The following is a 13,238-nucleotide window of genomic DNA, read 5'->3' on the forward strand; positions in this document are numbered from 1 at the left end:
GGTTTTGGTCATAATGTCAAGTAAAGTGATAGCAAAAGAACCGGGGAAAGATGACCAGCCCGAATCTCTAAAAAAGGCATCATCAGCACCATCGACAGAAACCCTGGCGGCGAGGCACGATCGTGCCCGAGCTCTCCTTGAGCGGGGGGCGCAGGCAGCAAAGCATGCATTGTCACTTGACCTTCTGGAAAAGGTACATGACCCTGTTGGTGAATATCCCTACAGGGGATGGGAAACGCTGCACCGTGAGCAGTGGAAATACGATTCTTTTGGCAGGACCACACATTCGATCAACTGCACAGGTTCCTGTACGTGGAAGGTCTATGTCAGGAACAACATTGCATTCAAGGAGGAGCAATACGCTGATTATCCGGATATCAACTCAACTCTTCCCACCTACAACCCGAGAGGATGCCAGAAGGGCGCAAATTACAAAGAATATGTTTACGGCCCGCAGCGGGTGAAGTATCCCCTGATACGGACAGGCAAAAGAGGTGAAGGAAAATGGCGAAAAGCCTCATGGGAAGAAGCTCTGAATTACATTGCGGACAAGATTGTTTCTGCCATATCCAATCACGGCCCCGATACAGTGACTTTCTATTCAGCCAATCCCGCAAAGTTCCTGGTTTCCTATGCCGCAGGCGCGCGCCTGGCAAACCTCATCGGCGGCGTGGTATGCACGTTCTATGATTGGGTTTCCGACCTGCCGCCCGGCGAGCCAATGACATGGGGTGTGCAAACCGATTCTTGCGAAGCAGCAGACTGGTTTAATTCAAAATATATCATAATCTGGGGTTCAAACCTGCTCGAGACAAGGATTCCTGATGCTCATTTTGTGACCGCAGCACGAATGCATGGGACAAAGATAGTTTCTATCTCTACTGAATATAATCCCGTCTCGATACATGCGGATATATTCATCCCGGTAAAACCCGGAACTGACGGCGCCTTGGCCCTTGGCATGGCAAATGTCATAGTGAACGGGAAGTTATATGACGAGAACTACCTGAAACGGTTCACCGACATGCCAATGCTTGTGAGGACTGATAACGGGAAGTTCCTCAGGGAGAGCGACGTCGTACCTGGTGGAAAGACGGGTAATTTCTATTTCTGGGATGAAAACACACAAAAACCTGAACTGGCTCCCGGTACAGTTGATTGCCTGGAAAAAACCCTTGACCTTGGCGCAATAAATCCTGCACTTGTTGGAACTTTCATGGTAGATACACTTTCAGGGAATGTAGAAGTAACAACTGTTTTTTCACTTCTCAAACAGAAACTCAATGACTACGAACCCGCAAGCGTTTCCAGCATTACAGGAGTTGACGCTGACCTCATCATCCAGGTGGCCCGCGAGTTTGCAGGTGCAAAACCTGCCAGGATCATCGAGGGTGCAGGTGTAAACCACTATTATCACAATGATCTTATCAACAGGAGCATGATCCTGCTTGCTGCCCTAACAGGTAATGTCGGCATCCCCGGCGGGGGGTTTGATCACTATGTAGGCCAGGAAAAATTCTGGTGCGAGGAGGGATTTTTCAAACTTGCTTTTCCTCTTGGCAATAAAAAGCAAAGATTCCAGCCAACCACACTGTGGACATACGTACACTCGAACATAGAAGCAGACCCGGAAAGCCATGACCTCTGGCCGCGCCCCATCAAAGAATACATACGCGAAAGTGTGGATAATGGCTGGATGCCGTTATATCCCGGAGGAACTCTTGACAACGGTAACACTCCCCGCGTCCTTATCGTATGGGGGGCCAACTTTCTTAACCAGGCCAAAGGTGCAGAATCCATACTGGCCAACCTCTGGCCCAGGCTTGACCTTGTAGTGGATATTGACTTTCGCATGAACACGACAGGTTTATATGCGGATGTGATACTGCCTTCTGCAAGCATGTTCGAGAAATGGGATCTGAGTACAACTGACCTTCACTCCTACATCAACCCGTTCACTCCAATAATACCTCCGCAGCTTGATAGCAAAACAGACTGGCAGATATTTTCGCATCTTGCCCGTGCACTTTCTGACACAAAATTCTCTTTTACAGATACGATGCCCGATGGTTCCATCACCAATCGTGATTTTTCATCACTTGTGAATGATTTCACTGCAAATGACACGCTTGCGGAAGACAAGAACGCAGGGCAGTTCATCCTGGATAATTCATTGGAAACAAAAGGTATGACAATGGATATGCTGAACGAGCAGCCCAGGCGTTTTGTGGCTACTGATAAAGGGTGGACGAGCGATATAAAAGAAGGGGAAGCCTACTACGCTTTCCAGAGGATGTACGAATTGAAACGACCTCTTAGCACACTTACGGGACGGCAGCAGTTCTATATCGACCATGACTGGTTTTTGAGAGAGTTCCATGAGGAACTGCCCGTATACAAACCGCCTGTGGACGGGAAAAAATACCCGCTTCGCTTTCTCACCCCGCACGGGCGGTGGAGCATTCATTCCCTGTGGCGGGATGCAAAATATCAGCTGAGGTTGCAGAGGGGTTATCCCATCGTGTACTTAAACCCGGATGATTCTTCGGCCCGCGGACTTTCGGACAACGATCCTGTTGAAATCTACAACGACTGCGGGACAATGATTGCACACCTGTGCATTTCGCCGCGGATGCCGAAAGGCCTGGCATTAATGTATCAGGGCTGGGAGCGCTACACATTCAATGAGGGCGGCTTCCAGAGCCCCATGACTATCCGCATCAAGCCGACCCAGCTTGTGGGAGGTTACGGGCAGCTAAAGTTTAAGCCAAATTACTGGGGGCCTACCGGGAACCAGAAGGATACCCGCGTGGAAATCCGAAAATCCATGGAGGTTCAGTGATGCCCGTACAAAAACAGATAAGGATGGTGGCTGACCTTAACAAGTGTCTTGGTTGCCATACCTGTACCATGGCATGCAAGACCATGTGGACTGACAGGAACAGCGGCCAGATGCATATGTACTGGAACAATGTGGAAACCCGGCCCGGCAATGGTTACCCGAAGAACTGGGAAACCCAGGGAGGATGGTTTGATACAAAGGACAAAAACAGCATACCGCTTCCAAGTATTAACGAAGGCTACGGCGCGCCCTGGGAATATAACTATGGCGATGTATTGAAAACCGATGGAGGAGATGCCTCAGCATCGGCATTGATCCCAAAACCCAAACCTTCAGGATACGCAAGCAACTGGGACGAGGATGTGGGCGATGGAACCTTCCCCAATTCCTATTATTTTTACCTTCCGCGCATATGCAACCACTGCAGCGACCCCCCATGCGTGGATGCCTGCCCGCGCCAGGCGGTCTACAAGCGCAAGGAAGACGGGATCGTCCTTGTTGATCAGAAACGATGCAGGGGTTACCGTTATTGTATTAAAGGATGCCCCTATAAAAAAATATACTATAATCCGGATGAAAAAATAGCCCAGAAGTGCATATTCTGCTATCCCAGGATCGAGCAGCATAAAGGTAACTTATGCGCAACCCAGTGTGTTGGACGGATACATTATGTAGGCTTTGCAGACGATACTGCCAGCAGCGTGTATAAACTTGTGAATACATGGAAAGTGGCTTTGAGGCTGCATCCTGAATTTAAAACCGAACCTAACGTATTTTATATTCCACCTCTTTCTCCGCCTGCTTATACCAGGGCAGGCAAGCTTGCAGAAGAGCCACGCATTCCTGTTGAGATGCTTGCAAAATTGTTCGGTGACACGCCAGACCAGACCCTCGATAAGCGCGCAGAGAGAATTACAGAGATATTTTACATCATCCAGACCGAACGGGAAAAAGTGGCAAAAGGTGAAAGTTCGGAATTGATAGACCTATTAATTCCGCATTCTGAAGCTGATAGGATCCAGGTGTGAACGAAATATGAAAATTTATCCTTCATTTAGAAATCCATAGGAGGTTCATGCCGCCAGGCGAGACATCTTCAACAATTACGGTCGCATTTGTATCAGGGTCGAAAGCTCTTGATCCGGTGGATCCAGCCTGGGCAGTTGCTCCTGAAGCCACAATAGATTTCAGCAGGAGGCTCAACGAAGCTGGTGCAAGAACCACATTCGGGCCGGATGAGATCAGGCATGCAAAAGTGAAAGCGGTGCATAACGGAACTGATATTTTTTTCTTCTATCAATGGAACGCTGTTACAGAAAATAATTCAGTAGCTGATTATCCCATCTTTGCGGATGCTTTTGCCATGGAGATCCCTCTCTTCACAGAAGATAGTCCTCTCTGGATGGGTGCCATGGACAAACCTGTCAACATCATTTTCTGGAGAGCCGATCTGCCGAGGCCCGAGAATATTGTCGCCGGCGGAATGGGGACCACCCAAATCAGCCCTGATGAAGCTTCCCAGAACATCAGGCATTACCAGAAATGGGAAAATGAAACCTGGAGCTTGATCATAACCCGGCCGATGGCCCAAGCTTCAGAAAACCAGGTCTCCTTTATCCGCGGGAGAAGTTACAGGATAGCCTTTGCTAATTGGAAAGGCGGAGTGTATGCAGAAAGGGGCGGGCACAAAATAGTTTCGGAGTGGCAAAATCTTTCTATCCAGTGATTCGATCAATATGTCTCAGACATCCATTAATACCCATACAGACCCCATTATTCGAAGCAACGTATACAAATTACTCTCGATCGGCTTCCGTTATCCTACGCCCCTACTCTTCAAAACGTTTCAGAATGGAAGATTCTTAGATGAACTCATGCATAACATATCCTCAATTCCCGGGCTCAATAACCTTATCCTGGAAAGCTCTCCCATGGCAGGTCGTGAAAAAGATGCTATGAAAGGAATGACCCTGGCTGAATTCGAGATAAAATTTACCCGGACATTCGACGCTGGTACACCCATACCCCTATGTTCACCGTACGAGGGCCATTATTGCGATAAGCCAAGGAGCATGGTCATGCTTGAGGTAAGTGAATTCTACAATTTTTTCGGCCTGCACATGAGCCAGGAAGAAGGTAAACGGGAATTTCCCGATCATATCTGTGCAGAGCTTGAATTCCTGCATTTCCTGACCTTTAAGGAAGCCTTAGGAGAAGGCAAGGGCGAAAAACTCAAAGGATATCTTATGGCGCAGAAGGATTTTCTGGAACGACACCTGATACAATGGATTCCTGAATTTTGCCTTAAACTTCAAGATTCAGCAAGTCTGCCTTTCTATGCCTGGCTTGCTCAAATTACATCACGGTTTATCTCCTTTGAATTTGAACTGATTACTGCAAATTTAGATGAGTTTAATGAAAAATAAGGAATATTTTTTAAAAATATGAATCCGGTCTTTGGATAATCATTAAGTACTATCCATCCAATAAAATCAGGTATGTTCCCGACAACGCGCATGCGAAGATTGCGCTCATCAAAGTTCCGCCCCATTGTGAGGGAGACGCAGCTTGAAGTCAAGGATTTGATATGCCCTGTTTTTGTGGATGAGACCATAACGGAACCATCTGAAATAAATTCCATGCCTGGCTATTATCGCCTTCCGCTTGATATGGTTGCGGATGAGGCTCAATGCATCCTGGATCTGGGAATTCCGTCAATCATCCTTTTTGGCATACCCGGAGAGAAAGACGAGACCGGGACTCATGCCTATGGCGAAAATGACGTAATCCAGAAAGCGATCCGTGCCATCAGGAAGGAGGACGGGGAGGATATTATTATTATGACCGACCTGTGCCTGTGCGAATATACATCGCATGGTCACTGCGGAGTGGTGAGCGAAACGCATGAGATCCTCAATGACCCCACGCTTGAGATCCTGGGGATGGCCGCAGTGAGCCATGCGAAAGCGGGCGCGGATATCGTCGCACCTTCCGGAATGATGGACGGCATGGTGGGTGCCATACGCCGTGCACTCGATGGGAATGGTTTCACGAACACGCCCATAATGTCCTATGCAGCAAAGTACTGCTCTGTATTCTACGGCCCTTTCAGGGAAGCAGCCGGCTCGGGCTTCTCCTTCGGGGACAGGGCATCATACCAGATGGACCCCGGGAATGCGGATGAGGCAATGCGTGAAGTCGCGCTTGATATCGAAGAAGGCGCAGATATTATCATGGTCAAACCAGCGCTGCCTTACCTGGACATTGTTTACCGTGTGAAAAAGAAGTTCAGGATGCCGACTGCGGCCTATCATGTCAGCGGTGAATATTCCATGATAAAAGCCGCCGCTGCGAAGGGCTGGCTGGATGAGCGAAAGGCTGTGCTTGAGTCGTTGCTGTCCATAAAACGAGCAGGAGCGGATATGATCCTGACGTATTTCGCCAAAGACGCTGCGAAAATGCTTGGTGAATAGGATTTGGGAAAGTATTATATTCTGGTAATCTCGGCTTTTTTGCTGTTTTCAGGATGTATAGATGAGGCCAATGTCGCTCAACCGGTAGCTGAACAACAGGTAACTGAAGTAACCCCCGCCCCATCTCCAACTTCGATCAACCTTCCACCCGCGACTGTCCAGCCGACTACGACAGTTCCAAAACCTGACGAGACGGTCCAGGGATTCAAGAATAATTCCGTTGCGGCAGAAGTCAATTACAGAAATTACGTCGACTGGTTCACTCATATTAATGTAAATATCAGGGCTTATACACCGGAAGAATATGTCTGCGGGCAGTATACTGTAGACATGATTAACGCTTCAGAAAAAGCAGGCTTTGTGGCGTATTTCGCAGCGGTGACATTTTCGGATGGCACGGGACATGCGCTTGTATCGTTCAAATCAACTGTCTTCGGAACAACCTCGTGGTATTTCTTTGAACCTCAGACCAATAAACTGATGACACCGGAGACGCTTTCACAGGTGCTCAACCGGAATCTGGGTGAAAATGTCAAAGAAGTTACTGTGTACCGTTACTTCGATGATGCCGGGGACAAAGACCCCACAACATGGGAGTTCGCCTATCCTCTATTCAATAAAAAATATTAGCTACTGTATCGTAGCTTTCAGGATCTTATCGCCTTTCCTGATATTCGAGGCAACGCTCTGGCCTTCGATAACCTGTCCGAAGACCGCATAATTCTTATCAAGGAACTTTGCATCCTCGAGGCAGATATAGAACTGCGAACTTGCGCTGTTCGGGTCCTGCGATCGCGCCATGCCCACAGCGCCTTTCTTATGCGTGAGCGAGGGTGAGATTTCAAGAGGAATCGTCTTCGACGAGCCTCCGGTACCATTCCCTTTCGGGTCGCCGCCCTGAATAACGAATCCCGGCTCGACACGGTGGAAAATAAGGCCGTTATAGAAACCTTTTTCTGCCAGGTCTATGAAATTCTTTGTGGTGATGGGGGCTTCCTTTTCGTGAAGTTCGAATTTTATCGTTCCTTTTACTGTTTCCAATACTGCTGTTCTGTTTGGCATAAGTATCGAGGAAGCTTAGAGTAGGTCATGGTATAATTGCTTTTTGAAATAAACCAAATTATAGATAAAGCTGGCAGTCAGGGAAAAGAAAATAATGATCGGGACTTCGAAAATCACTCTATGATCCTGGCCACTATCCCATCAAACCCGCCATCGAAACTTGCCAGGTGTTCGATATCCCTGCTGTTCATCAGTTCTATGGTTGTGCAGTCTGTAAAACTCAGCTTCTTATTGGCATATTTCACAAAAATATTCCATCCTTTGTTAAGCACTTCTTTATCCACAAAAAGCAAGTTCATGAATTGCGGCATGCCCTTCTCTTTATCTCCCAGTATCAAATCCCTGGCTCTTGAAGCATTCCTGACATCTCCCGTTTTGTAAAGCAGGAAAGTCACGACTTCATCAAAAACCGCATTCGAGGTAAATGCAGCTCCATGCTTATTTTCCATAATACCGTCAATAAGGTCAGAGGCTTCAGAATGAAGCTTGTCCTTCTCATTTACATAGGCAATGTATATGCCTGCATCGATGAAAATGCTCATCTTTTGGCCCCGTAAACTACCATGTCTATTTCTTCTTCACTCGTCTCGACGCCCATGTCGCACTGGAGACTTCTTATTTTCTTTTTTTCTTTCTCTGATAAAGGTAGTTTAGAGAGCCTGCCAAAGAAATTATCCTTTTTTGACCTCACAAATTCGATGAGCCACGAGAACAACTCCTGCTGGGTTATTTTCTTACCAGTCTTGAGCGTTAATTCAGCTTGAAGCATATCGAATACGTGCTTATCTTTTTCGTAGATTTTGATATTTTCACTCATAAGTAATGAGATAATTTTATCTTTTATATACTTTTCTACAAAAATTCGCACCGCCATCTTTGCGGTCTTTGCACCATCTGCGGGAACGCATTGGAGAGCCACAATAAACGTCTTATTAATAATAATGTTTCAAATGATTGGGCGAGAACGCTGATAGGTATATAATATTCAAGAACTATAACTATCTGTATGCAAATCCGTGAATATGCCGGAAAATTGAGCGATTCAAGGCCTTTTCTGTTGGTCATTTCTGTGGTTGTGGGCATTGTTCTATTCAATATATTCATCGGGATCCCAAAAGTGGGAATAATCACACTCAACACTCCATTCATGGCGGAAGATACAAAGAGCGATATAGTCAGTATGCTGAAGTACGCGGGGGACGATCCTTCTATTAAAGCCGTAGTTATTAACATGGATTCTCCGGGGGGCGAAGTTTCTAAGATCGAGGAAATATATCTTGAGACCCTGAAATTAAGGGCAAAGAAACCAGTTGTGGTCTCTGTGGACAGCAGCGCATTGTCCGGAGGATATTATATTTCATCTGCGGCAAACTTCATCTATGTCAAACCGTCATCGGAGATAGGCAACATTGGCGTAATTTCGACATTGCCTGAGCCCTGGAAACCCGACAGTGTGCAAATAACCACAGGCCCATTCAAGATATCAGGAAAGTCCCAGAAAGATTATACTGCCCAGGTGGAGACCATAAAACAAGGATTCCTGATGGCGGTGATATCGCAGCGCGGGGATAAACTGCACGTTGATTCGGAGCGCTTATCCCGCGCCGAGATATTCCTCGGATCTGAGGGAGTAAAATACGGCCTCGCTGATTCGCTTGGAACAGGGTCAGACGCAATCCGGAAAGCCGCAAGCATGGCAGGCATCGCAAATTACGATACCCTGAACATAAACAAGGCTATGAACATCTCTTTCAGCGGGAATTTCCACGGTCTTGCCGGACTGAATAAAACCGTAACTCCTGTTAATTACTACATATATGAGGAGACAGAGGAGTCATGAATAAGACACGCTTTGCCCTTGTGGTTATCGCTGTTGTATTCCTGGCGCAGCTTTTGTTCTTCTACAGGGGCATATATCTCCCGCCCCCTGTCAAGGAACCTGATTTTTTAAGCATCAATGTGATTTCTTCCATTCCGGTCGAGATAAAGGAGAACTTCACGAAAGGCAGCGGGACAGTTCTAATAGATTTATCCCACGGAAATAACCTCAATGCAGAGGATTTGAATCTTCTCTTTTCCGGGATAATAGAGAGAGGATACAGCATTGAATATGTCAAAGATGGTTCCAACCTGGCAAAGAACCTGTCGAATTCCGCTTCCTTTGTGATCATCTCACCCTCAACTCCATTTTCATCGTCAGATGTAAAGGCGGTAAAAGACTTCGTAGCCGGAGGCGGCCGGATGCTTATGATCTCAGAACCGATAAAGAAAAGTGAAATAAACTCTCTCGCCACCGAATTCGGTATGTTGTTCTGGAACGATTATCTGTACAATCTGAAAGAGAATGAAGGGAATTTCAAAAATATCTATCTCACGGAATTCGCAGGGAACAATATCACGAGAGGTCTGCATAAGGTCGTTTTTTTCACGTCGGGTTCTGTTTTCGGGAAAGGTATAATATTTACTGATAACAACACGTATTCTTCTAGCAAGGGAGAAAAGGGGAGATACTCGGTCGCAGCAATGAACGATGAAAAGAATGTCCTTGCAATAGGGGATGCAACCTTTATGTCCGAGCCTTATGATGTAATGGATAATAAGAGGCTGGTCTATAATATCGCGGATTTCCTTGCCCCGCCATCGGGTCCAATATCACCTGGCAATGCGAGTGGGAATGCAACCTCCAATGTTACCCGGAAATAATAGTCATTAATAAGTGTATAATGGGGATATAAGAAATGGTCGGAAATGACAAAGCTATAATACCACTTCACAGACCCGGTCTTAAAGAAAAACTTTTTTTCGTTTTCTCAGGTATTATCGTGAGCATACCTCTCACACTCTTCGTTGATGCATTCTCAAGCCATCTATGCTTCTTTATCCCAATAATTTATTCTGAAATTTGTACATCTTCCATTTTCGTACCATTTATTGAAGAATTTGCAAAAGCTTACCCTCTTTTCTACCGCCATGGGGAAACCGAAAGATCAATTTTTACTCTTGGATTCCTGACCGGCCTGGGATTCGGAATCACAGAGTTTTTCTTCTATGTTTTCGGTTCAGGGGCTTCGGTATATGTCAGATTACCTGCCGTACTGTTCCATGCATCCAGCACATCCATTACTGCCTACGGGATAGCCACAAGACAACCGATGTTATTCTATCTCATCGCCGCGTTACTGCATCTTTTGAACAACTTTTTCGCTATCGCCGGCTCGATCTGGTTTATAGGAGGACCGGCTGTCCTGATAATAACGTATTTCCTTTCCCTGTATCTGTACGGCAAAACATCTGAACGGATCGTATCAGAGGGGTCATAGCCCTTCGAAATCATAAGGATATGTGTCTGCAGGGTCATACTCATCCCTGGAAAAGTGAACGAGCTGTGAGTACTCAAGTGCTAAAATCACATGGGCGCATTCCGGGAGCACTGTGACCTTATCGCCTGCTTTCATTATTCTTATCAGGCGTTCTTTTGTGCCGGTATGCTCGAATACCGCTTTAACAGTCCCGCTGATAACGTAAAAAGTTTCCTCGTGATTGATATGATAATGCTTCCCCCTGAAAAACCCTTTTTTGATATCTATAAAAACCAGGTGCCTGAAACATTCCCCGTTCACTATCTGGGATAATTCCCCGCGTTCTTCCACCATCCTTCGTTCATCTCTCTGGTTCTGGGATGAAGCAAGTGTTTTGAAATGAAGAAATTTTTCCAGCATCGATCACCAGGATAAAAAGAGTCTCAGTTCGTTTGTCAATTTATTTTCTTCACGAGAGGTATCTCATCACATTCGGGGAACTTGGGGCATTTGATGCACATGCTCCAAATCTTATGCGGCAGCGTGCTCTTCTTTACTCTTACAAAACCCTGCTTTTCAAAGAACTCCGGCGCATAGGTCAAAGTGATAAGTTTATTCAATCCAAGGGTCCGTGCTTCCTCCTCGCATGCTTTGAGTATCTTTGAACCTATCCCCTGCCTCACCTTTGAAGGCTCGACCGCAAGGGAGAGGATCTCACCGTAATCCTCCCACGTTATATGAAGCGCCCCGCAGCCCACCATCTGGTCATTTTCTATGACCACGTAAAAATCTCTCAGGTTCTCATACAATTCGCTAAGTGAGCGGGGAAGCATTATGCGCTTATCGGCGTAATTGTTGACAAGTTTCCATATCTTTTCAACGTCTTTGATGGTGGCTTTTCTTAACAAATATTATCCTCTTTTTTTAAGCTTTTCGACAAGGGATTCCACCTGTTCTACTGCCGTACCTATATAGTTATCCGGCTCCATTATCCTGATTATATCGTTCCCGGACATGTATTTCGACACAGTTTCATTTTCGGCCAGAATATCTTTCATGTGCCTTCCCGTTTCACGGGCCGACATGGCGCATTGCCGTACGATCTCATGGGCTTCCTGCCTTCCCACGCCTTTCTTGCCCAGTTCCATCATTATTGCCTCACCCATGTTCAGGCCGTTGAGCAGGTCCAGGTTCTTCCTGATATTCCCGGGGTAGAAGCGCAGGTTCTGGATAATGCTTGAAGTCAGGCGTATCACATGGTCAGTAAGGATGCAGGATTCAGGAAATACCACACGCTCGCACGAGGAATTGGTGAGATCCCGTTCATCCCAGAGGGTGTTATTGCAGAGTTCAGGTTCTACCATCGCCCTCACAATTCTTGCCAGCCCGCAGACCTGTTCCGACTTTATGGGATTGCGCTTATGCGGCATCGTGGAAGAACCCACCTGCTTCTTGCCAAAACTCTCTTCCACTTCAGCTATTTCGCTCCGTGCAAGGCTTCTTATCTCGATGCATATCTTATCAAGGGTTGTGACAGTATTCGCCATCCACATCACGAATTCCGCATGCCTGTCCCGCTGTATTATCTGATTCGAAACATCCGCGGCATGGACCCCCAGGAATTCCATTGTTTTTTTCTGTATCTCAATGCCTTTTTTCCCAAAAGCTGCCTGGGTTCCCACGGCCCCGCTCATCTTGCCAGCTGTGGCCCGCGGCATTAACTGGTCAAGGCGCTCGATGTGCCTGTCGATCTCGGATGCCCATATCGCAAAACGCAGGCCGTAGGTGGTAGGAATACCGATCTGCCCGTGAGTGCGGCCTGCGCATACCGTGTTCTTATGGGATAACGCCATATCAAGAAGCAGCGAGCGTAATTTTACCGTCTCTTTTCTAAGGATCAAAACTGCATCTTTTATTTGAAGAGCCGTGGCAGTATCCAGGATATCATTGGAAGTGGCGCCGAAATGAACCCATTTCCCCGCATCCCCGGATTGCTCTGCCAGCGCGAGTACCACCGCCATCACGTCGTGGTGGATCTCATCCTCTATCTCTTTCACCCTCTCAAGTTTTACTTTTCCTGCGCCCGGGGCTATTTTCTCATCTATTCCTTTGGGGACATAACCTGCGAGCGCCTCAGCTTTTGCCAGTGCTGCTTCAACAGAAAGCATTTTTTGGAGGCGGTTCTCTTCGGTCCATACCGCTTTCATTTCAGGATGCCCGTAGCGGTACTCGATAGGGTGGATTGCCATGGGAATACTTATTGGCTTTTTATTAAAAGAAACTATCGATATTTGATGACATTACTTGCATACTAGCAGATTTAGTTACACTGACGAGAGGGACGGAGATAAGTGCAGCGATCGCAAGGATGTAGGGAGGTGGCGCAGGGTTGGTTTACGTATCTCAAATAATTAATAATTATAATTAATCTGTGTTGGATAAAATAGAAATGTTTTTATATTTGTTATAAACTCGTCATGAATTGTAATCGTTCAAAAAGAGCGAGCCGTGCAGTGGATTATGGTGGTAATAACGGTAACTAATAACATACTCAGTGGGCGT

Annotated in this window: 15 protein-coding genes; 9 read left to right on the forward strand and 6 right to left on the reverse strand. The window is 46.5% G+C overall.

The genetic code is table 11. The features are described from left to right. Positions 1-13 precede the first annotated feature (13 nt). The 6 genes from O8C65_12650 (at position 14) to O8C65_12675 (ending at position 6,945) form a co-directional block, all read left to right on the forward strand. Positions 14-2,842: a molybdopterin-dependent oxidoreductase gene (locus tag O8C65_12650; protein ID MCZ7357771.1), complete on the forward strand. Its 2,829-nt coding sequence runs from the start codon at positions 14-16 to the stop codon at positions 2,840-2,842. Then, positions 2,842-3,870: a respiratory nitrate reductase subunit beta gene (locus O8C65_12655; protein ID MCZ7357772.1), complete on the forward strand. Its 1,029-nt coding sequence runs from the start codon at positions 2,842-2,844 to the stop codon at positions 3,868-3,870. The genes O8C65_12650 and O8C65_12655 overlap by 1 nt, the downstream gene beginning before the upstream one ends. A 47-nt stretch (positions 3,871-3,917) precedes the next feature. Further along, positions 3,918-4,568 carry an ethylbenzene dehydrogenase-related protein gene (locus tag O8C65_12660; GenBank protein MCZ7357773.1) on the forward strand — a complete coding sequence of 217 codons (651 nt, stop codon included), beginning with the start codon at positions 3,918-3,920 and terminating at the stop codon, positions 4,566-4,568. 148 nt (positions 4,569-4,716) lie between these two features. After that, entirely contained in the window at positions 4,717-5,268 is a 552-nt protein-coding gene (locus O8C65_12665; protein ID MCZ7357774.1) for a molecular chaperone TorD family protein, read from the forward strand. Positions 5,269-5,340: 72 nt separating this feature from the next. After that, entirely contained in the window at positions 5,341-6,315 is a 975-nt protein-coding gene (hemB, locus tag O8C65_12670; GenBank protein ID MCZ7357775.1) for a porphobilinogen synthase, read from the forward strand. A 3-nt stretch (positions 6,316-6,318) separates the two neighbouring features. Further along, entirely contained in the window at positions 6,319-6,945 is a 627-nt protein-coding gene (locus O8C65_12675) for a hypothetical protein (GenBank protein ID MCZ7357776.1), read from the forward strand. On the opposite strand, the gene O8C65_12680 is transcribed toward O8C65_12675, so the two are convergent. The 3 genes from O8C65_12680 to O8C65_12690 form a co-directional block, all read right to left on the reverse strand. Further along, positions 6,946-7,377 carry a peptidylprolyl isomerase gene (locus tag O8C65_12680; GenBank protein ID MCZ7357777.1) on the reverse strand — a complete coding sequence of 144 codons (432 nt, stop codon included), beginning with the start codon at positions 7,375-7,377 and terminating at the stop codon, positions 6,946-6,948. A gap of 113 nt (positions 7,378-7,490) precedes the next feature. Continuing rightward, positions 7,491-7,919, reverse strand: coding sequence for a PIN domain-containing protein (locus O8C65_12685; GenBank protein MCZ7357778.1), 429 nt, complete (start codon positions 7,917-7,919; stop codon positions 7,491-7,493). Next, positions 7,916-8,194, reverse strand: a complete 279-nt coding sequence (locus O8C65_12690; GenBank protein ID MCZ7357779.1) for a hypothetical protein — start codon at positions 8,192-8,194, stop codon at positions 7,916-7,918. Before O8C65_12690 ends, O8C65_12685 begins: the two co-directional genes overlap by 4 nt. A 189-nt stretch (positions 8,195-8,383) precedes the next feature. Here O8C65_12690 and O8C65_12695 point away from each other — a divergent pair, with 189 nt between their 5' ends. From O8C65_12695 to O8C65_12705, 3 genes are read left to right on the forward strand one after another with little or no spacing between them, the layout of a single operon-like run. Beyond that, the gene (locus O8C65_12695; protein MCZ7357780.1) at positions 8,384-9,217 is read left to right on the forward strand and encodes a S49 family peptidase; all 834 of its coding nucleotides are present in this window, start codon (positions 8,384-8,386) and stop codon (positions 9,215-9,217) included. After that, entirely contained in the window at positions 9,214-10,080 is an 867-nt protein-coding gene (locus O8C65_12700; GenBank protein ID MCZ7357781.1) for a hypothetical protein, read from the forward strand. Before O8C65_12695 ends, O8C65_12700 begins: the two co-directional genes overlap by 4 nt. Before the next feature lie 35 nt (positions 10,081-10,115). Then, positions 10,116-10,697, forward strand: coding sequence for a PrsW family glutamic-type intramembrane protease (locus tag O8C65_12705; protein MCZ7357782.1), 582 nt, complete (start codon positions 10,116-10,118; stop codon positions 10,695-10,697). Here O8C65_12705 and O8C65_12710 read toward each other — a convergent pair. The 3 genes from O8C65_12710 to purB are packed head-to-tail and all read right to left on the reverse strand — an operon-like array spanning position 10,692 to position 12,925. Next, the gene (locus O8C65_12710; GenBank protein ID MCZ7357783.1) at positions 10,692-11,096 is read right to left on the reverse strand and encodes a WxcM-like domain-containing protein; all 405 of its coding nucleotides are present in this window, start codon (positions 11,094-11,096) and stop codon (positions 10,692-10,694) included. The two genes, O8C65_12705 and O8C65_12710, sit on opposite strands and share 6 nt — an antisense overlap. A gap of 35 nt (positions 11,097-11,131) precedes the next feature. Further along, positions 11,132-11,584 (reverse strand): N-acetyltransferase, encoded by a 453-nt coding sequence (locus O8C65_12715; GenBank protein MCZ7357784.1) that lies wholly within the window; start codon positions 11,582-11,584, stop codon positions 11,132-11,134. Between the two features lie 3 nt (positions 11,585-11,587). Next, complete coding sequence (gene purB, locus O8C65_12720) at positions 11,588-12,925, reverse strand: adenylosuccinate lyase (GenBank protein MCZ7357785.1); 1,338 nt, start codon at positions 12,923-12,925, stop codon at positions 11,588-11,590. Positions 12,926-13,238 lie beyond the last annotated feature (313 nt).

The organism is Candidatus Methanoperedens sp. (assembly GCA_027460535.1).
GTDB lineage: Archaea > Halobacteriota > Methanosarcinia > Methanosarcinales > Methanoperedenaceae > Methanoperedens.